This is a genomic window from Pseudomonas sp. SMV7, from assembly GCF_052041995.1.
In the GTDB taxonomy this organism is placed as follows: Bacteria; Pseudomonadota; Gammaproteobacteria; order Pseudomonadales; family Pseudomonadaceae; genus Aquipseudomonas.
This window is the reverse complement of the sequence record NZ_JBKGGT010000010.1, coordinates 171,932-191,377: the sequence shown is the minus strand read 5'-3', so window position 1 is coordinate 191,377 and position 19,446 is coordinate 171,932. Positions and strand designations below refer to the sequence as shown.

Below are 19,446 nucleotides of genomic sequence, written 5' to 3'. Positions count from 1 at the left end.
GCCAGTGCAGGCAGCAGAAAACAAAAAGCCCACCGCGAGGGTGGGCTTGATGCTTTCAGCAACTGCAATCAGCCTTTCGGTGCTTCCACCGAAGCCTGCTGGTTGGCCTGCCCGGTCTGCTCGTACCAGCCACCGCCAAGCGCCTTGTACAGGTTGACCTCGCTGGTCAGCTGCGACAGGCGGTCGCCGATCAGGGCCTGCTGGGCGCTGAACAGGTTGCGCTGGGCATCGAGGAAGGTCAGGTTGCTGTCGATCCCGATGCGGTAGCGGCGTTCGGCCAGGCGGTAGTAGTCCTGGTTCGCCTGCACCAGGTCGCGTTGTGCTTGCAGCTGCTCCTCGAAGGTCTTGCGCGCCGCCAGGCCATCGGAGACTTCCTGGAAGGCTGTCTGGATGGTCTTTTCGTACTTGGCGACGTTGATGTCCTTCTGGATCTTCGAATAGTCCAGGCTGGCCTTCAGGCTGCCGGCGTTGAAGATCGGCAGATTGATCTGCGGCTGGAACAGCCAGGTGCCTTGGCCGCCCGAGAACAGGTGGCCCATGTCCGGGCTCAGGCTGCCGGCATTGGCGGTCAGGCTGATGCTCGGGAAGAACGCCGCCCGGGCTGCACCGATGTTGGCATTGGCGGCCTTGAGCAGGTGCTCGGCTTCCTGGATGTCCGGGCGACGCTGGAGGATGTCCGACGGCAGGCCGGCCGGTACTTCGGCCAGCTGGTCGGCATTGAGCTCCAGCGGCTTGGGCAGGTCGGCGGGAATGCCGGTACCCAGCAGCACGGTCAGGCTGTTGACGTCCTGGGCGACCAGGCGCTGATACTGCGAGTACTTGACCCGGGCGCCTTCCACGGCGGTGCGCGCCTGGCTGACGTCGAGTGCCGAGGCTACGCCGACTTCGTTGCTGCGACGGGTGAGGTTGTAGCTTTCCTCGTAGGTCTTCAGCGTTTCTTCGGTCAGCTTGAACAGCGCCTGGTCGGCCTGCCAGGTGTAATAGGCGTTGGCCACGCTGGCGACCAGGCTGATCTGCGTGGAGCGGCGCGCCTGCTCGCTGGACAGGTAGGTTTCCAGGGCCTGTTCGGTCAGGCTGCGTACGCGGCCGAACAGGTCCAGCTCGTAGGCACTGACGCCCAGGGTGGCGGAGTACTGGCTGGTGATGCCGGCTTCGCCGGTTTGCGACATGTTCGCCGGTACCCGCTGGCGGCTGCCGCTGCCATTGGCCGAAACCGCCGGGAACAGGTCGGCCCGCTGGATACGGTATTGCGCGCGGTAGGCGTCGATGTTCAGCGCCGCTACGCGCAGGTCGCGGTTGTTCACCAGCGCGGTCTGGATCAGTTGCTGCAGCGCCGGGTCGTGGAAGAACTGGCGCCAGCCCTGTTCGGCGGCAGCAACGTCTGCCGACTGTGTTGGCGAGTATGCCGGGCCTTGCGGCCACTGCGCAGCCACCGGTGACTCCGGGGTCTGGTAATCAGGGATCAGCGAGCAGCCGCCAAGAATGAAAGCGGTTACCGCCAGGGACAACAAAGACTTGGTCATTGCCCAGCCTCATAACGTGGAGTTTCAGGGGTGACGTCCTTTTCCGGCTGTTTGCTGCCGAACAGCGACGACACTGCGACGAAGAACAGCGGTACCCAGAAGATTGCCAGAATGGTCGCACTGATCATGCCGCCGATCACACCAGTACCGATGGCGTGCTGGCTGCCGGCGCCAGCGCCATTGGCGATGGTCAACGGTACCACGCCGAGAATGAACGCCAGCGAGGTCATGATGATCGGACGCAGACGCATGCGGCACGCCTCGATCGCCGCGTCGTACAGACTGCGGCCTTGTTCGTGCAATTCCTTGGCGAATTCGACGATCAGGATGGCGTTTTTCGCCGCCAGGCCGATGGTGGTCAGCAGGCCGACCAGGAAGTACACGTCATTCGACAACCCGCGCAGGCTGGTGGCAATCAGTGCACCGATGATGCCCAGAGGCACTACCAGCACCACGGCGATCGGGATCGACCAGCTTTCATACAGGGCTGCCAGGCACAGGAACACGAACAGTACCGAGAGGGCGAACAGCGCCGGCATCTGCGAACCGGAGAGTTTTTCCTCATAGGACATGCCGGTCCAGGAGTAGCCGATACCGCCAGGCAGTTCGCCGGCGATGCGCTCGACCTCGGCCATGGCTTCACCGGTACTGTAGCCAGGTGCCGGTGCACCCAGGATTTCCATGGCCTCGACACCGTTGTAACGCGACAGCTTGGGCGAGCCGTAGCTCCATTCACCCTTGGCGAAGGAGGAGAACGGCACCATTTCGCCAGCGCCATTGCGCACGTACCACTTCTGCAGGTCTTCCGGGCTCATCCGTGCGTTCGGTTCGCCCTGGATGTACACCTTCTTGACCCGGCCACGGTCGATGAAGTCGTTGACGTAGCTGGCACCCAGGGCAATCGACAGGGTGTTGTTGATGTCAGCGATGGTCACGCCCAGGGCGCTGGCCCGTTCGTCATCGATGGTCAGCTGGTATTGCGGCTCGTCGTTCAGACCGTTCGGGCGCACGGCGCTGAGGACCTTGCTCTGCGCGGCCTTGGCCAGGAACTGGTTGCGTGCTTCCATCAGCTTGGCATGGCCGACACCGCCACGGTCCTGCAGGAACACGTCGAAGCCGGTGGCGTTACCCAGTTCCAGCACCGCCGGCGGGGCGAAGGCGAACACCATTGCATCGCGGAAGCTGAAGAAGTGCTGCTGGGCGCGTTGGGCCAGGGCGAACACGCTGTTCTCCTTGGAACGTTCACCCCATGGCTTGAGCATGATGAATGCCATGCCCGAGCTTTGGCCGCGGCCGGCGAAGTTGAAACCGTTGACGGTGAACACCGACGCCACGGTGTCGGCCTCTTCCGTCAGCAGGTACTCACGCATCTGGTCGACCACCACCTGGGTGCGCTCGGCACTGGAGCCGGCCGGGGTCTGCACCTGGGCGAACAGTACGCCCTGGTCTTCTTCCGGCAGGAACGCGGTGGGGATGCGGGCGAACAGCCAGATCATGCCGACCACGATCAGTGCGTAGGCGAGCAGGAACGGCGCCTTGTTGCGCAGGATGGTGCCCACGCTGCGTTCGTAGCCGGTAACGCTGCGGTCGAAGTTGCGGTTGAACCAGCCGAAGAAGCCGCGCTTGGCGACGTGATGCTCGCCTTTTTTCAGCGGCTTGAGCATGGTGGCGCACAGGGCCGGGGTGAAGATCAGCGCCACCAGCACCGACAGGCCCATGGCCGAGACGATGGTGATGGAGAACTGCCGGTAGATCACACCAGTGGAGCCGCCGAAGAATGCCATGGGCAGCAGTACTGCCGACAGCACCAGGGCGATACCCACCAGGGCGCCCTGGATCTGCTCCATCGAGCGCTTGGTGGCTTCCTTGGGTGGCAAGCCTTCCTCGGACATTACCCGCTCGACGTTTTCCACCACGACGATGGCGTCGTCCACCAGCAAGCCGATGGCCAGGACCATGGCGAACATGGTCAGGGTGTTGATGCTGAAGCCCGCTGCGGCGAGGATGCCGAACGTACCCAGCAACACCACGGGTACGGTCATGGTGGTGATGATGGTGGCGCGGAAGTTCTGCAGGAACAGGTACATCACCAGGAACACCAGGACCACGGCTTCGATCAGGGTGTGGATCACGCCGCTGATCGACTCGGTGACCACCGGGGTGGTGTCATACGGGAATACCGCTTTCACCCCGGGCGGGAAGAACGGCTCCAGGTCGGCGATGGTCTGGCGCAGGGCCTTGGCGGTGTCCAGGGCGTTGGCGCCGGTTGCCAGTTTTACCGCAAGGCCGGAGGCCGGCTTGCCGTTGAACTGGGCGCTGACTGCGTAGTTTTCACCGCCCAGGCCAACCTGGGCGACATCACCCAGGCGCACCTGCGAACCGTCGCTGTTGACCTTGAGCAGGATCTTCTCGAACTGCTCGGCGGTCTGCAGGCGGGTCTTGCCGATGATGGTGGCGTTCAGCTGGGTACCCGGTACGGCAGGCAGGCCGCCGAGCTGGCCGGAGGACACCTGCACGTTCTGCGCGGCTACGGCGTTCTTGACGTCGACCGGGGTCAGCTGGAACTTGTTCAGCTTGGCCGGATCGAGCCAGATACGCATGGCGTACTGCGCACCGAACACCTGGAAGTCACCCACGCCTGCGGTACGCGAGATCGGGTCCTGCATGTTGGAGACGATGTAGTTGGCCAGGTCGTCCTTGGACATGCTGCCGTCTTCGGACACCAGGCCGATCACCAGCAGGAAGTTCTTCACTGCCTTGGTGACACGAATACCTTGCTGCTGCACTTCCTGCGGCAGCAGCGGGGTGGCCAGGTTCAGCTTGTTCTGTACCTGCACCTGAGCGGTGTCAGGGTTGGTGCCCTGCTCGAAGGTGGCGGTAATGGTCATGCTGCCGTCGGAGTTGCTTTCCGACGACACATAACGCAGGTGGTCGATACCGTTGAGCTGCTGCTCGATCACCTGCACCACGGTGTCCTGCACGGTTTGCGCCGAGGCGCCCGGGTAGGTCACGGCGATGGCGATGGCCGGCGGCGCGATGCTGGGGTACTGGTTGATCGGCAGCTTCAGGATCGACAAGGCGCCGACCAGCATGATCACCAAGGCGATCACCCAGGCGAAGATCGGGCGATCGATAAAGAACTTCGACATGGTTTACTCCGCTTTGGCGTCTGCTTTCGCCGCGTTGGCCTGATCGGCCCCGGCGGGCTTCTTGACGTTGGTGGCTTCGCTGACCTTGACCTCGACGCCCGGGCGCACGTACTGCAGCCCTTCGGTGATCAGACGGTCACCCGGGTTCAGGCCTTCCTCGATCAGCCAGTCGCTGCCCAGGGTACGGTTGGCCTTGAGCTGGCGCAGCTCGACCTTGTTTTCCTGGTTGACCACCAGCGCGGTCGGTGCGCCTTTCAGGTCGCGGGTCACGCCCTGTTGCGGCGCCAGGATGGCATTGGCGTTGACCCCGGCCTTGAGCCGGGCATGCACGAACATGCCGGGCAGCAGGGTGTGGTCAGGGTTGGGGAACAGCGCGCGCAGGGTAACCGAACCGGTGGTCTCGTCGACCGCGACTTCGGAGAATTCCAGGCGACCTTCCTGCTTGAACAGGCTGCCGTCTTCCAGCACCAGTTGCACCGAGGCGGCGTTGTCGCCGGCCTTCTGCAACTGGCCGCTTTCCAGGTCACGGCGCAGCTTGAGCAGCTCGGCCGTGGACTGGGTGACGTCGACGTAGATCGGGTCGAGTTGCTGGATGGTCGCCATGGCGTTGGCCTGGCCATTGCTCACCAGTGCACCCTCGGTGAACGCCGAACGGCCGATACGGCCGCTGATCGGCGCCAGCACCTTGGTATAGCGCAGGTCGATCTGCGCGCTCTTGAGCGAAGCCTCGGCCTGCAATCGTTTGGCATTGGCGTCGTCGTATTCCTGCTTGGACACAGCCTGTTCGTCGATCAGCTGCTTGTAGCGTTCGGCCAGCGAACGGGTGGCCTGCAGGTTGGCCTGGGCATTGGCCAGGTTGGCTTCGTACACGGCAGGGTCGATCTGGTACAGCTGCTGGCCTTCCTTGACCTCGCTGCCTTCCTTGAACAGGCGCTTGAGGATGATGCCATTGACCTGCGGACGCACCTCGGCGACGCGGTAGGCACTGGTGCGCCCCGGCAGTTCCGTGGTCAGGGTGAAGGCCTGGGGCTGGATGGTCACGACGCCGACCAGAGGAGCCTGCGCCACGGGCGCTGCTTCTTCTTTCTTGCAGCCACTGAGCAGGGATGCCAGGGCGACGGCGGAAACCAGAGCGGTAACGGCTGGCTTGAATTGCATGAGGATCCTCGGGGCGCTGGAGCAGGGAGACGCTCAAGAGTAATGGAAGAATCTTGATCTGGAAAAATTGCTATCCGGTGGATAAATAGCTTGCTAAGGAATATACTTACATTCATGGTTGTTTGTAAATACCGCTGGGTTGTACTTCAGTACTGCCACAGCCCCTGATCAGCTCATCCGCGATGCACCCCGCAGAGGTGCTCCGGAGCATTTCCCGTACGCGCCACGCGTTCGGGCCAGACGAGGTTGGTACTGCCATGGTCCGTCGAACCAAAGAGGAAGCCCAGGAAACCCGCGCCCAGATCATCGAGGCGGCGGAAAGGGCCTTCTACAAGCGCGGGGTTGCGCGAACCACCCTGGCCGACATCGCCGAGCAGGCGGGTGTGACGCGCGGGGCCATCTACTGGCACTTCAACAACAAGGCCGAGCTGGTGCAGGCACTGCTCGACAGCGTGCACGAAACCCATGACCACCTGGCGCGGGCCAGCGAAAGCGAGGACGAAGTCGACCCGCTTGGCTGCATGCGCAAGCTGTTGCTGCAAGTGTTCAACGAGCTGGTGCTCGATGCCCGAACCCGGCGTATCAATGAAATCCTGCATCACAAGTGCGAGTTCACCGATGACATGTGTGAAATTCGCCAGCAGCGCCAGAACGCGGTGCTGGATTGCCACAAGGGCATCACCCTGGCGTTGGCCAATGCCGCGCGCCGGGGCCAGTTGCCAGGCGAGCTGGATGTCGAGCGCGCGGCGGTGGCCATGTTTGCCTATGTCGATGGCCTGATCGGGCGCTGGCTGTTGCTGCCTGACAGTGTCGACCTGGTGAAAGATGTCGAAAAATGGGTTGACACCGGGCTGGATATGCTGCGCTTGAGCCCGGCTTTGCGCAAATGACACTTTGTTAAGGATTGTGAGGGAGTGTTTCCCCTTTGTATCAAGAGGGGATTAATGCTGCCCGGCTTTCAGCGGCCCCGTAGTTGCCGGTCTGGCAAGGCCAATGCGGCAAACAGTCCCAGCACAGCCACCCCGGCACTGACCATCAACAGCTGCCGGAAGGTTTCCAGCAAGCGCCCCTGCGTCACCAGGTCCACTTCACCGGCCTTCAGGCTGCCCAGCAAGGGATTGCCCAGCGAGGCGAACCCGCCCTGTTGCAGCAGCGCCAGGAGCAGGCTCGACATGCACGCCACGCCCATGGCCCCGCCCAGCGAGCGGAACAGGTTGGTCGTGCTGGTAGCGACCCCGATGTCCTTGCTGTCGACCGCACTTTGCGTGCCCACCAGCGAGGTCGGAAACTGCAACCCGCAGGCAATACCGGTCAGCAGCATGAACAGCGCGCTCAGCCAGCCCGACTGTGGCGGGGTCAGCGCCATGGCGAAAATGGCCACTGGCATCAGCAGCGCACCGGCCAGGATCTGTGGCTTGTAGCGCCCGGTCCGGCTGGTCAGGCGGCCGCCGGTAAAGGCCCCCATGGGCAAGCCCATCACCAGGGGTAGCAGATGCAGGGCGGCGCTGTCGGCACCGGCGCCGGTGATGCCCTGGAAGCGCAAGGGCATGAGCATGGTCAGGGCGATCGACTGGAAGCTGGCGAAGAAGATCACGCCCCAGCACAGCACCGCCACGCGGTTGCCGAACAGGCTGAGCGGCAGCAGCGGCTCGGGGCAGCGGCGCTCATGGGCAATGAACAGCAGCAGGCCCAGCGCGGCGCAGGCGAACAATGTCAGCACGGCCGTGTCGAGCCAGGCGCGGCCCTGGCCGACCAGGGTGATGCCCAGCAACAGGCTGCCCAGGCCGAGCACCAGCAGCACGGCACCGAAGTAATCCACCTGCGCCTTGCGGCGCTGCGCCGGCATGCCGACGAGGGCGCGGCGGATCGCCCACAGCGCGACCAGCCCCAGTGGCAGGTTGATCCAGAACACCCAGCGCCACGACAGGTACGCGGTCAGCCAGCCGCCCAGCACCGGCCCGGCGACGCTTGCCACGGCATACATGCTGCTGAAGTAACCCTGGTAGCGACCCCGCTCGCGCGGCGGTACGAAGTCGCCGATGATCGCCTGGCTCACCGAGACCATGCCGCCCGCGCCGATGCCTTGCAGCACCCGGGCCAGCACCAGTTGCGGCATGTCCTGCGCCAGGGCGCAGGCGATCGAGGCCAGGGTGAACAGGCTGATACCGGTGAGGATCATCCGCCGCCGCCCGTACAGGTCGCCCAGCTTGCCATAGATCGGCACGGCCACGGTCATCGCCACCATATAGCCGGAGATGACCCAGGCCAGCAGGCCGACGTCGTTGAACTGTGCCGAGATCGCCGGCAGTGAGACAGCGACAATGGTCTGGTCCAGCGCACCAAGGAAGATCGCCAGCATCAGGGCGGTGAGCACGTTGCGCAACGTAGTGGGGGGCAGGGCGGCGGTCACGGGGATACCTTTGTGTCGGTAATAGCCTCTGCATGAGTTGTAAAGGCCCCCGGATTGTAACCTGAGTTAGGTAGCTTCCTATGTACTATCTGCATCCCCTATGCAAGATCGGCATTGGCGCATTCATCCAGTGCTGCATGGCCGCGTGATATCGTTGGTATGCCACAAAGGCTGAAAACCGGGGCTTGCACCAGCTTGGTGCAACGTTTTGCCGCAGGTGTTTTGCGCCTTTGTCTCCCACACCTTTTATTCCTCTGCCTGCATGTCGAGCATGACCGCCCAGATGGCGACGGTTGGAACAGGTCAGGTAGACCCGATTACAGGGGTCGGTAGTTACCGTTCGAATTTCAACTCATTTTGCGGAGTGATCATGCCCAAGGCTTCCCATCAAGATCTGCGTTTTGCCTTCCGCGAGCTGCTCGCTTCAGGTGCCTGTTACCACACCGCATCGGTGTTCGACCCGATGTCGGCACGCATTGCTGCAGACCTGGGTTTCGAGGTCGGCATTCTCGGCGGGTCCGTCGCTTCGCTGCAGGTGCTGGCCGCACCGGACTTCGCCCTGATCACCCTCAGCGAGTTCGTCGAGCAGGCCACCCGTATCGGCCGTGTGGCGCAACTGCCGGTGCTGGCTGACGCGGACCACGGCTATGGCAACGCGCTGAATGTCATGCGCACGGTCATCGAGCTGGAGCGTGCCGGCGTGGCCGCGCTGACCATCGAGGACACCCTGCTGCCAGCGCAATTCGGGCGCAAGTCCACCGACCTGATATCGGTCGAAGAGGGCGTCGGCAAGATCCGCGCGGCACTGGAGGCACGGGTCGATTCCTCGTTGTCGATCATCGCCCGTACCAATGCCGGTGTGCTTTCCACCGAAGAGATCATCGTGCGCACCCAGAGCTACCAGAAGGCTGGTGCCGACGGAATCTGCATGGTCGGGGTGAAGGATTTCGAGCAGCTGGAACGGATTGCCGAGCACCTGACGGTACCGTTGATGCTGGTCACCTACGGCAACCCGAACCTGCGCGATGACGAGCATCTGGCGCGCCTGGGGGTACGGATCGTGGTCGATGGCCATGCTGCCTACTTTGCCGCGATCAAGGCTACCTACGACTGCCTGCGACTGCAGCGTGGCCAGCAGAACAAGTCGGAAAACCTCAGCGCCACCGAGCTGTCGCACACCTACACCCAGCCCGAGGACTACATCCGCTGGGCCAAGGAGTACATGAGCGTCGAGGAATGACAGCGCGTCCCCTGTAGGAACGTCACAGGTCCCTGTCCCATTCCGGTTCGTCCGTGAACCGCTGTACCAGGAAGTCCAACATGCTGCGCAAGGTGGCCGGCATGTGCTTGCGCGAGGTATACACCGCATTCAGGTTCAGCTCGCGCGGCTTTGCCTCGGGCAGCAGGCGCACCAGCTCGCCCCGGCGCAGGGCCTCGGCGGCCTGGTAGGTCGGCAGCATGGCGATGCCGGCGCCGGCCAGCGCCGCCTTCTGCAAGGTCATCGCCTCGTTGGCACTGATATTTCCCGCCACCGGCACGGCGACCTGCCGGCCGGCCACCTCGAAATGCCACAGGCTGTGGCCGAAATAAGCATGGGTCAGGCAGTTATGCTGGCTCAGTTCCTCGACCCGTTGCGGCGTACCGTGTTCGCGCAGGTAGGCCGGGGCCGCGCACACTGCCGAGCGGCACACGCTCAGGCGCCGGGCTATCAGGTTGGGGTCCAGGTCGTTGCTGGTGCGAATGGCCAGGTCGATACGTTCGTCCACCAGGTTGACCGTGCGATCGAGCATCTGCAGTTCCACCTTCACTCCCGGGTAGCGTCGAACGTAGGCAGCTACCGCATCCACCAGTTGGGCCTGGCCGAATGAGGTACTCACGCTGATGCGCAGTGCGCCTCTTGGGGCATCGTCCGGCTGCTGCACCGCGGCCTGCAGGTCGCCTGCCAGTTCCAGCAGTTGCCGGCAGCGCGGCAGGGTTTCCTGGCCGGCGGCGGTGAGGCTGAGCTTGCGCGTGGTGCGCTGCATCAGCCGGGCGCCGACCCAGTCCTCCAGCTCTGCCAGGTAGCGCGAAACCACCGGCCGCGAAAGCTGCAGATGATCGGCCGCCGCCGACTGGCTGCCGAGGTCGACGACGGTGACGAAAACACGCATGGCGTTGAGACGGTCCATGATTTGCCCGAATTTAGAAACAAACTATGTCCGAGCATCGCATTTTTTGTCATGCATCGGGCAACTATGCTGTTGGGCATCGTTCATCTGACGGGCATTTCGGGGAGTATCCAATGAGCAAGATCGCAATTATCGGTGCCACCGGCCGCGCTGGCAGCCAGTTGCTTGAAGAAGCCCTGCGCCGTGGCCACAGTGTGCTGGCCATCGCCCGTGACCCCTCCCGCCTGCAGGGGCGCGAAGGGGTCACCGTCAAGGCGCTGGACGTCAAGGACAGCGCGGCCTTGCAAGCGGCGCTAGGTGGTGTCGATGCGGTGTTGAGCGCGGCCCACTTCGCGACCATCGAGCCGCACGCCATCATCGAGCCAGTCAAGCGGGCCGGGGTCGGGCGCCTGCTGGTGGTGGGCGGCGCTGGCAGCCTGCTGCTGCCCTCGGGGCAACGGGTGATCGACAGCCCGGACTTCCCCGAGGCGTACAAGGCCGAAGCCACCGCCGGGGTGCATTTTCTGCAAGCGCTGCAACAGGAGCAGAACCTGGACTGGACCTTCCTGTCGCCATCGGCGGAATTCGTCGAAGCCGAGCGCAGCGGGCATTACACGTTGGGCAAGGACCATCTGCTGATTGGCGCGGACGGCAGGAGCTGGATCAGTTTTGCCGATTACGCGATTGCCATGCTCGACGAGCTGGAAAAACCGCAGCATTCGCGGCAGCGCTTCACAGTCGGCTATTGAACGCCCCCGTTTGCGGTTGAACTCGCTCCCACAGGTACATCGCAGCGCTTGAAGCCTGCGCAACCCTTGTGGAAGCGGGTTTACCCTGCAAAAAGGGGCATCACAGACCGGCCTGGCCCTCCAGCCAGTTCAGCAACTCCACCAACCCCGGTGGCAAACCCTTGGCCTGGCTCACCAGGTAGTACCCCTTGCCGGTCAACACCTTCAGCGCAAACGGCATGCACAATCGCCCGCCGCGCAAATCGTCGCCGATCAGCGACCAGTCGCCGATGGCCACCCCGGTGCCCTGCGAGGCCATGGCCATGGCCATGTCCAGCGTCTCGAAATGCTGTTTCGGCCCGTGGCTGGCCAGCACCACCCCGGCCGCCTGCAACCACTGGCGCCAGTCATGTTCATCCCGCGACGGGTGCAGCAACATGTGTCGGGCCAGGTCTTCGACCTGCTGCAGCGGAAGCGGCCCCTGGCGCAGTGAAGGCGCACACACCGGGGTCAGCTGCTCGTCGAACAGCTTGCGCACGCGCAACCCATGGTTCGGCGCATCACCATAGACCACCGCTGCATCGAAGCCCTCGCGGCGGAAGTCCACGCCATGCTGTACCGTGGTGGTCAGCTCCACCGGCACATCGGGACGCAGCGCCTGCCATTCCATCAGGCGCGGAAGCAGCCAGCGCATCACGCAGGTCGGCGCCTTGAGTTGCAAGGTGGCGTTACGCTCACCCACTTCACGCACCCCTTGCTCGATCAGCGCGAAGACCTGCTGCACCCGTGGCAGCCAGTCCTGGCCTTCACGCGTCAGGCTCAGCCCACGGGCCTGACGCTGGAACAAGGCATAACCCAGGTGCTCCTCGAGGGCTGCGATCTGCCGGCTGACGGCGCCTTGGGTGATATGCAACTGCTGCCCGGCACGGGTGAAATTGCAGTGCTGGGCGGTGACCAGGAAGGTGTGCAGGGCCGGCAGCGGCGGCAGGCGTTTCATTGTGCTTGGCCATGATCTGGGGACATGGCTAGTATGCGTTTTTTTGCATTGTGGTAGTAGCCGTGGCTTGGGTCCAATACGTCCATAACCCAACAAGATTCACGGTGAAACCCGATGGCAACTTGCGGCGAAGTATTGGTCAAACTCCTCGAAGGCTATGGCGTGGACCATGTCTTCGGTATTCCTGGCGTACATACCGTGGAGCTCTACCGCGGCCTCGCGGGGTCGTCCATCCGCCATATCACCCCGCGCCATGAACAGGGTGCCGGGTTCATGGCTGACGGCTATGCGCGGACGCGTGGCAAGCCCGGGGTGTGTTTCATCATCACCGGTCCCGGCATGACCAACATCACCACCGCCATGGGCCAGGCCTATGCCGACTCGATCCCGATGCTGGTCATCTCCAGCGTGCAGTCGCGCAATCAACTCGGCGGTGGCCGCGGCAAGCTGCACGAGTTGCCTGACCAGGCGGCGCTGGTGTCGGGTGTAGCGGCGTTCTCCCACACCCTGATGAGTGCCGATGACCTGCCCCAGGTGCTGGCGCGGGCGTACGCCGTGTTCGAAGGGGCGCGGCCACGCCCGGTGCATATCGAGATCCCGCTGGATGTGCTGGTCGAGCCGGCTGATCACCTGCTGCCTGGGCGCCCGGTGCGTGGCAGCCGGGCCGGGGCGGCGCCGCAGGCGGTGGCGCAGATGGCCGAACGCCTGGCCACTGCACGGCGGCCCCTGATCCTCGCCGGGGGTGGTGCGCTGGCTGCGGGGGCTGCGCTGGCACGCCTGGCCGAACACTTGCAGGCCCCGGTGGCGCTGACCATCAATGCCAAGGGCTTGCTGCCGTCCAGCCATCCGCTGCAGATCGGCTCGACCCAGTCATTGCCGGCCACGCGTGCCTTGGTGGCGGAAGCTGACGTAGTGCTCGCCATCGGCACCGAGCTGGCCGAAACCGATTATGACGTGACCTTCAAGGGCGGGTTCATGATCCCGGGCGCTCTGTTGCGCATCGACATCGACCCGGACCAGACCGTGCGCAACTATCTACCCGAGCTGGCGCTGGTGGCCGATGCCGAACTGGCAGCCGAGGCGCTGCTCGGTGCCTTGCAGGCGCAGCCGCAGCCCGTGCGCGAAAGCAGCTGGGGGGTTGCCCGCGTGGCCAATCTGCGCCAGGCGCTGGCGGCTGGTTGGGACCAGCCGACCTTGAGCCAGACGCGCCTGCTGCAAGCCATCCTCGAATGTTTGCCGAATGCCGTGCTGGTGGGTGACTCGACCCAGCCGGTATACACCGGCAACCTGACCCTGGACATGGAGCAGCCACGCCGCTGGTTCAATGCCTCGACCGGCTACGGCACCCTGGGTTACGCCTTGCCGGCGGCCATGGGCGCCTGGCTGGGTAGCGCGGAGCAGGCGGGCGAGCGGGCGCCAGCGGTGTGCCTGATCGGTGATGGCGGTTTGCAGTTCACCTTGCCGGAGCTCGCCAGTGCGGTCGAGGCACAGGTGCCGTTGGTCGTGCTGCTGTGGAATAACCAGGGGTACGAGGAGATCAAGAAGTACATGGTCAATCGCGCTATCGAGCCGGTCGGGGTGGATATCCATACCCCGGACTTCCTTGGCGTGGCGCGGGCACTGGGGGCCGCGGCGGAACATGTGGCCGATGTCACACAGTTGCAGTCGGCGCTGATGCAGGCGGTGGAGCGCAACGGGCCCACCCTGATCCAGGTTGACCAGAATCAGTGGCAGGCGACCGTGTCGGGATGAACTGGTGCTATTCCCCAGGCCGGCCTCTTCGCGGTTGAACCCGCGAAGAGGCCGGTGCCGGCAAGATCGAACTCAGCCGGCAGGGGCCCGCAACCGCGCCACATCCCGGATCGGCGGCGCGCCATACAGCCGGCTGTATTCCCGGCTGAACTGCGACGGGCTTTCATAGCCCACCCGATAGGCCGCCACCGCCGCTTCGAGCCCGTCGTTCAGCATCAACCGGCGGGCTTCCTGCAAGCGCAGTTGCTTCTGGTACTGCAACGGGCTCATCGAGGTCACCGCCTTGAACCGGTGGTGCAAGGTCGAGGTGCTGAGGTTCACCACCCGCGCCAGATCCTCGATGCGCAGCGGCAACTGGTAGTTCTGGTTGAGCCAGGTAATGGCCTGGCACACCCGGTGGGTCTGGCTGTTGGCCAAGGCGATTTCATACAGCCGGTAGCCCTGCGGGCCACGCAACAGGCGGTAGAGAATTTCCCGGCGGAACAGCGGCGCCAGCATCGCGATGTCGCGTGGTGTATCCAGCAGCCGGATCAGCCGCAACAGGGCGTCGAGCAACGCGGCGTCGGTTCTTTCCACATACAGGCCACGGCCCGACGGCCGGTTGGGCACCAGCATCGGCCCGCTTTCGGCGATCAACTGGCTGATCTCGGCCGGGTCCAGGTCCAGGCGCAACCCCAGGCTGGGGTGCTCGGGGCTGGCGTCCAGGCGCACGCCGCTCAGCGGCAAGGTCACCGACACCACCATGTAGTGCAGCGGGTCGTAGGCGTACTGTTCGTCGCCGAGGAACAGGCTCTTGCTGCCTTGGGCAAGGATGCACAGGGCGGGTTGGGCCAGGGTCGGCACCGAACGGACATTCTCGGTGTAGCGCACCAGGTACAGGTCATCGATGGCCGAGGCCGGGCCGTAGGGCTCACCGGCATGGCGTTGGATCAGCTCGGCCAGTTCCTGGCGTTGCAGTTCCAGGGTGGGGTCGATGGACGTGGCAATGGTCATGATGGCTTTCCTCTGCTGACCGACGCAGCATAGGTTTGGGCAATGGCGGATGCTAGTCGAAAGCTGCCTGTCGATTGCCTGATCCTGCCGCGCTGCAGGATCAGGCAATCGACAGGCAGTAATGGCCTAACGCGTCGCGCTAGGCAGCCCCTAACCTTGCCAGCCTGGTTTTCCGTCCGCTTGCTTCAAGGAGATTGTGCAATGACCCCGACACGACCGGTCACCCACCTTGCTTTCATCCGTGCCAGCAGCGGGCGCTCGGCAGAGCTGGGCGCGCGCCTGCGTGACTTGCTCGAACCCTCGTTGCGGGCACCGGGTTGCCTGAGTTTCACCGTGCAGCGGTCGCAGGCCGATGCTGACCTGTGGCTGCTCAGTGGTAGTTGGCAGAACCAGCAGGCGATGAGCGGGTACTTTGCTTCGCCAACGCTGGAGGTGTTTGGTGAGCTGGTGCAGGCTCAGGTGGTCAGCAGCCTGGACCTGCATACCTTCGATTGAGATGTTACCTGTACCGGCGATAGGGCCGATACAGGCGAATAAGGTAAAATACCGGCCCTCGATCAATCAGGCGGAAAGCAACATGGCACGTAGGGAGTTCCCGCATTTCGAAGCGGTTTCGGCGATGGTTCCGGTGGAAGGCGGTTACCACGCCGCGATTGCGGTCAAGGCCCTGGGCATGGGCGGCGCGCCGCGTTTTCACAAGGTGCTCGACGGCCAGGTATTCAAGGGCGCCGTGGCCGCCGACGAAGCGGCCAGCGCCGAGCTGCAACGCCTGCAGGGCGTCAGCGACGAAGGTGAACTGGTCTGGTGATCAGGCCGGTGGCCGGGCCATCTTGAACAGGTTGCCCAGTTCGAAATAGTCCGCCGGGCCACCGCCACGCAGGATCGGTTCGGCGGCAGCGGTATCGTAGATGCCATTGTTCAACAGGTGCTCGGCAATGTGCACCGCCACCACCTCACCGAGGATCAGCCAGCTGGGCACCGGTTCCTGGTCGGCCCGCTTGAGCTGGACGATCTGGCTGACCTTGCACTCGAAGGCCACCGGCGTTTCGCCGACGCGCGGCACGCTGACGATGCGCGACGGCGTGGCGGTGAGGCCGCTCAATTCGAATTCGTTGACGTCGGCGGCCACCGGCGCACAGCTCTGGTTCATCTGCGCGGCCAACGGGCGGGTGGCCAGGTTCCAGACGAATTCGCCGGTCTGCTCGATGTTGTTCAGGCTGTCTTTGCGCCCGACGCTGCAGAAGCCGATGATCGGTGGAATGTAGTTGAAAGCGTTGAAAAAGCTGTAGGGGGCCAGGTTCAGGCGACCTTCGCGGTCCTGTGAGGAAATCCAGCCGATAGGGCGGGGGCCGACGATGGCGTTGAACGGGTCGTGGGGCAGGCCGTGGCCTTTGGCGGGTTCGTAGTAGTACATCTGTGCTGGGCTTGCTGGCCCTACCTCCTGGTGAACAAGACGCCTAGTGTGCCAAGCCTGTGCTCGCCTGCAAATGATCAAGCCCGGCCGAAGCCGGGCTGGTAGCGCGTATCAGTGGATCAACTGATGCGGTGGGCGTCGGTGCGGTCGAAGCCATCTTCGGCGAAGCGCTGGCCACCGGTGCGGTCAAAACCATCTTCGGCGAAGCGCTGGCCACCGGTGCGGTCAAAGCCATCCTCAGCGAAGCGCTGGCCACCGGTGCGGTCGAAGCCATCTTCGGCGAAGCGCTGGCCGCCAGTACGGTCGAAACCATCTTCAGCGTAGGTCGCGGGTTGGCTCTGTGCCGCTGCGAAGGTGTGGGCGTTGGTGCGGTTGAAGCCATCTTCGGCAAAGGCGCCAGCAGCGAAAACCGAGAGGGCCAGGGTGAGGATCAGTTGGTTTTTCATGGTCGTTGCTCCAGTAGGTTTGAGAGGTTGCTTGTTTCTATGGGTTTGATGCTACGCCGATTAATTAGATAAAAAAGCGCAAAAAATAGCGTTTAAATATCTGCTAATTCGATGTGTTTGCTCAGGCAAATTGTGAGCCGGCAGTGGTCATGCCCCGACGCGCTGCTTGCGCGGCAACGTCCTGCCAGCCATTGCAGCTTGGAAGCGAAGCATTAATGGGACGTTAAAAATGAAAGATCTGTCATCCAAGGCAGGCCAACGCATTTTTCATTTATTGCCAACCGATTTTTCAGACGCTGCTCAGCACCATCGCCGCATTTCAGACCGGAGCGGCACAACAATGAACAAACTTCCGCAAATCACTTTGGCCTTCTGGGTCATGAAGATCTGCGCTACTACCCTTGGGGAAACGGCGGGTGACTTGCTGTCGATGACCTTGAACATCGGCTACGCACTGAGCTCGTTGCTGCTGATCAGCGTGTTCCTGCTGACCTTGCTTGGCCAGCTGTACTCGCGCCGCTACCACCCGATGCTGTACTGGCTGGTGATCCTCTCCACCAGCACCGCTGGCACCACCATGTCCGACTTCATGGACCGCACCCTCGGCCTGGGCTACGCCGCGGGGTCGGCGCTGCTCATCGGCATCCTGCTGCTGACCTTCCTGGCCTGGCGCCTGAGCGGCAACCCGCTGGACGTCACCCGCATCAGGAACCGTGCGGGTGAGCTGTTCTACTGGGTGGCGATATTGTTTTCCAACACGCTGGGCACTGCCCTCGGCGATTACCTGGCAGATGACTCGGGGCTCGGCTTTGCCGGCGGCGCCCTGCTGATCGGCAGCGCCATCGCTCTGGTGGTGGTGGCCCGCTACTGGACGCGCATCCCGGGTGTGGTGTTGTTCTGGGTGGCCTTCGTGCTTACCCGTCCGTTCGGTGCAACGCTGGGTGATTTTCTCACCAAGCCGTATGCCAAGGGCGGCCTCGACTTCGGCACCGTCGGTTCTTCGGCAGTGTTGGGCGGGGTGCTGCTGCTACTGGTGCTGATGGCTACCTGGTACCAGCGTCGGGAACCGCGTCAGGCGTTGGAGATGTCCTGAGCTGGGCGATGCAAGCTCGGTGCACCGTGAATGACGAAAGAAGAAGGGCGCCCCGCGAACGGTGCGCCCTTCCTTATTACGGCAAGCTCATGCTCATTCGGTGGTAATCCGCGAGTGCTGCTTGGTGTCTTTCATGGTTGCGTATACCAGCAGCGAGCAGGCGATGCAGGCGGTGACATACCAGTAGAAGCCGCTTTCCAGGCCAATGCTCTTGAACCATAGGGCCACGTACTCGGCGGTGCCGCCGAAGATCGACACGGTCAGGGCGTACGGCAGGCCCACGCCCAAGGCGCGGATTTCGGTGGGGAACAGCTCGGCCTTGACCACGGCGTTGATCGAGGTGTAGCCGCTGACGATGATCAGCGCGGCCATGATCAGGAAGAACGCGCCCCACCAGGTCTGGATGGTGTGCAGGGTGCTGAGGATCGGTACGGTGAACAGGGTACCGAGTACCCCGAAGGCAATCAGGATCGGGCGACGGCCGATCTTGTCGGACAGCCCGCCGATCAGCGGCTGCAGGCACATGAACAGGAACAGCGTGGCGGCCGAGATGGTGGTCGAGTCGCTGATGCTCATGCCCACGGTGTTGACCAGGTACTTCTGCATGTAGGTGGTATAGGTGTAGAAGGCCAGGGTCCCGCCCATGGTCAGGCCGACCACGGTCATCAGCTCCTTGGGATGCCGCAGCAGGGTGCGCATCAGGCTTTCCTTGGCCTTTTCCTTCTTGGTGAAGGAGGCGGTTTCTTCCATGCCGCGACGCAGGTACAGGGCCACCACGGCGCACAGCGCACCGATCACGAAGGGTACGCGCCAGCCCCAGGCATACAGTTGCTCGGTGGTCAGGGTCTGCTGCAGGACGATCAGTACCGCCAGGGCGATGAGCTGGCCGGAGATCAGCGTCACGTACTGGAAGCTGGAGAAGAAGCCACGGCGGTCCTTGCTGGCCATCTCGCTGAGGTAGGTGGCCGAGGTGCCGTATTCGCCGCCCACCGACAGGCCTTGCATCAGGCGTGCGACGACGAGCAGGATTGGCGCGGCGACACCGATGGTTTCGTAGCCCGGGGTCAGGGCGATGACCAGCGAGCCGGCACACATCAGCAGCACCGAGGCCATCAACGCCGCCTTGCGGCCTTTGCGGTCGGCATACAGGCCCATCAGCCAGCCACCGATCGGGCGCATGAGGAAGCCCACGGCGAAGATCGCGGCAGTATTGAGCAGTTGTGCGGTGGCGTCGCCGGCCGGGAAGAAGGCCTTGGCAAAGTACAGCGAGAATGCTGCGTAGACGTACCAGTCGTACCATTCGACCATGTTGCCGATGGACCCGCTGAAGATCGACTTCAGGCGGCTGGCGGTGGTTTTTTCCGCGGCGGGCGCAGTGGCCGCCCCGGCGGGCAGGGTGGTGGCGTTATCCATCAGGGGATACCTTCTCGTTGTTTTTGTGGAGCGCGCCGAGGCGCGACTTGCACAGGCAATTGCAGAAGGTGTGCCAAATGGGTGCGTGGCGATCCAGATGGGGGCGCTCGACCCTTCGTGGGCCCTCGCGTTCCTGCGGCGGACCGCGTCACGTTTGGGGCGCGCATTTTTCAGGTTGAAACGGGCGGGCCCATCACGGGCTGCAACGCAGCCGCAAAAGAAC

17 protein-coding genes are annotated in these 19,446 nt (G+C 63.6%); 7 read left to right on the top strand and 10 right to left on the bottom strand.

Annotated features, from left to right (window positions below; genetic code table 11):
• Nucleotides 1-68: 68 nt before the first annotated feature.
• The 3 genes from ACLEJP_RS14740 to ttgA are packed head-to-tail and all read right to left on the bottom strand — an operon-like array spanning nucleotide 69 to nucleotide 5,830.
• Nucleotides 69-1,523: an AdeC/AdeK/OprM family multidrug efflux complex outer membrane factor gene (locus ACLEJP_RS14740; protein ID WP_440807476.1), complete on the bottom strand. Its 1,455-nt coding sequence runs from the start codon at nucleotides 1,521-1,523 to the stop codon at nucleotides 69-71.
• The gene (gene ttgB / locus ACLEJP_RS14735) at nucleotides 1,520-4,672 is read right to left on the bottom strand and encodes a multidrug efflux RND transporter permease subunit TtgB (RefSeq protein ID WP_440807473.1); all 3,153 of its coding nucleotides are present in this window, start codon (nucleotides 4,670-4,672) and stop codon (nucleotides 1,520-1,522) included. The genes ACLEJP_RS14740 and ttgB overlap by 4 nt, the downstream gene beginning before the upstream one ends.
• Nucleotides 4,673-4,675: 3 nt before the next feature.
• On the bottom strand, nucleotides 4,676-5,830 hold the full coding sequence (gene ttgA, locus ACLEJP_RS14730) for a toluene efflux RND transporter periplasmic adaptor subunit TtgA (protein ID WP_440807471.1): 1,155 nt from the start codon (nucleotides 5,828-5,830) through the stop codon (nucleotides 4,676-4,678).
• 257 nt (nucleotides 5,831-6,087) lie between these two features.
• Here ttgA and ttgR point away from each other — a divergent pair, with 257 nt between their 5' ends.
• The gene (gene ttgR / locus ACLEJP_RS14725; RefSeq protein ID WP_440807467.1) at nucleotides 6,088-6,720 is read left to right on the top strand and encodes an efflux transport transcriptional regulator TtgR; all 633 of its coding nucleotides are present in this window, start codon (nucleotides 6,088-6,090) and stop codon (nucleotides 6,718-6,720) included.
• Between the two features lie 68 nt (nucleotides 6,721-6,788).
• Here the strand turns inward: ttgR and ACLEJP_RS14720 are convergent, their stop codons facing one another.
• On the bottom strand, nucleotides 6,789-8,240 hold the full coding sequence (locus ACLEJP_RS14720) for an MDR family MFS transporter (RefSeq protein WP_440807464.1): 1,452 nt from the start codon (nucleotides 8,238-8,240) through the stop codon (nucleotides 6,789-6,791).
• 370 nt (nucleotides 8,241-8,610) lie between these two features.
• Here ACLEJP_RS14720 and ACLEJP_RS14715 point away from each other — a divergent pair, with 370 nt between their 5' ends.
• Entirely contained in the window at nucleotides 8,611-9,480 is an 870-nt protein-coding gene (locus tag ACLEJP_RS14715; protein WP_440807461.1) for an isocitrate lyase/PEP mutase family protein, read from the top strand.
• Between the two features lie 22 nt (nucleotides 9,481-9,502).
• Here ACLEJP_RS14715 and ACLEJP_RS14710 read toward each other — a convergent pair whose 3' ends face one another.
• Nucleotides 9,503-10,408, bottom strand: coding sequence for a LysR family transcriptional regulator (locus ACLEJP_RS14710; RefSeq protein WP_440807459.1), 906 nt, complete (start codon nucleotides 10,406-10,408; stop codon nucleotides 9,503-9,505).
• Nucleotides 10,409-10,521: 113 nt separating this feature from the next.
• On the opposite strand from ACLEJP_RS14710, the gene ACLEJP_RS14705 reads away from it, so the two are divergent.
• The gene (locus ACLEJP_RS14705) at nucleotides 10,522-11,136 is read left to right on the top strand and encodes an NAD(P)-dependent oxidoreductase (protein WP_440807456.1); all 615 of its coding nucleotides are present in this window, start codon (nucleotides 10,522-10,524) and stop codon (nucleotides 11,134-11,136) included.
• Nucleotides 11,137-11,236: 100 nt separating this feature from the next.
• Here the strand turns inward: ACLEJP_RS14705 and ACLEJP_RS14700 are convergent, their stop codons facing one another.
• Nucleotides 11,237-12,112 carry a LysR substrate-binding domain-containing protein gene (locus ACLEJP_RS14700; RefSeq protein ID WP_440807454.1) on the bottom strand — a complete coding sequence of 292 codons (876 nt, stop codon included), beginning with the start codon at nucleotides 12,110-12,112 and terminating at the stop codon, nucleotides 11,237-11,239.
• Between the two features lie 114 nt (nucleotides 12,113-12,226).
• Between ACLEJP_RS14700 and ACLEJP_RS14695 the strand changes: the two genes are divergently transcribed.
• A complete protein-coding gene (locus ACLEJP_RS14695; protein WP_440807451.1) occupies nucleotides 12,227-13,864 on the top strand; it encodes a 5-guanidino-2-oxopentanoate decarboxylase in 1,638 nt (545 codons plus the stop codon).
• Between the two features lie 72 nt (nucleotides 13,865-13,936).
• Here ACLEJP_RS14695 and ACLEJP_RS14690 read toward each other — a convergent pair whose 3' ends face one another.
• The gene (locus tag ACLEJP_RS14690; RefSeq protein WP_440807449.1) at nucleotides 13,937-14,857 is read right to left on the bottom strand and encodes an AraC family transcriptional regulator; all 921 of its coding nucleotides are present in this window, start codon (nucleotides 14,855-14,857) and stop codon (nucleotides 13,937-13,939) included.
• A 201-nt stretch (nucleotides 14,858-15,058) separates the two neighbouring features.
• On the opposite strand from ACLEJP_RS14690, the gene ACLEJP_RS14685 reads away from it, so the two are divergent.
• On the top strand, nucleotides 15,059-15,352 hold the full coding sequence (locus ACLEJP_RS14685) for a putative quinol monooxygenase (protein WP_225779084.1): 294 nt from the start codon (nucleotides 15,059-15,061) through the stop codon (nucleotides 15,350-15,352).
• A gap of 82 nt (nucleotides 15,353-15,434) precedes the next feature.
• Nucleotides 15,435-15,665, top strand: a complete 231-nt coding sequence (locus ACLEJP_RS14680) for a hypothetical protein (RefSeq protein ID WP_225779083.1) — start codon at nucleotides 15,435-15,437, stop codon at nucleotides 15,663-15,665.
• On the opposite strand, the gene ACLEJP_RS14675 is transcribed toward ACLEJP_RS14680, so the two are convergent.
• Together ACLEJP_RS14675 and ACLEJP_RS14670 are read right to left on the bottom strand one after the other, a co-directional pair.
• Nucleotides 15,666-16,271 (bottom strand): flavin reductase family protein, encoded by a 606-nt coding sequence (locus tag ACLEJP_RS14675; RefSeq protein ID WP_440807445.1) that lies wholly within the window; start codon nucleotides 16,269-16,271, stop codon nucleotides 15,666-15,668. It lies immediately after the preceding gene.
• A 119-nt stretch (nucleotides 16,272-16,390) separates the two neighbouring features.
• Nucleotides 16,391-16,717, bottom strand: coding sequence for a hypothetical protein (locus ACLEJP_RS14670; protein ID WP_440807442.1), 327 nt, complete (start codon nucleotides 16,715-16,717; stop codon nucleotides 16,391-16,393).
• A gap of 340 nt (nucleotides 16,718-17,057) precedes the next feature.
• On the opposite strand from ACLEJP_RS14670, the gene ACLEJP_RS14665 reads away from it, so the two are divergent.
• Nucleotides 17,058-17,810 carry a COG4705 family protein gene (locus ACLEJP_RS14665; RefSeq protein WP_440807440.1) on the top strand — a complete coding sequence of 251 codons (753 nt, stop codon included), beginning with the start codon at nucleotides 17,058-17,060 and terminating at the stop codon, nucleotides 17,808-17,810.
• A 93-nt stretch (nucleotides 17,811-17,903) separates the two neighbouring features.
• Here the strand turns inward: ACLEJP_RS14665 and ACLEJP_RS14660 are convergent, their stop codons facing one another.
• Nucleotides 17,904-19,223 (bottom strand): MFS transporter, encoded by a 1,320-nt coding sequence (locus ACLEJP_RS14660; protein ID WP_440807437.1) that lies wholly within the window; start codon nucleotides 19,221-19,223, stop codon nucleotides 17,904-17,906.
• Between the last annotated feature and the right edge of the window lie 223 nt (nucleotides 19,224-19,446).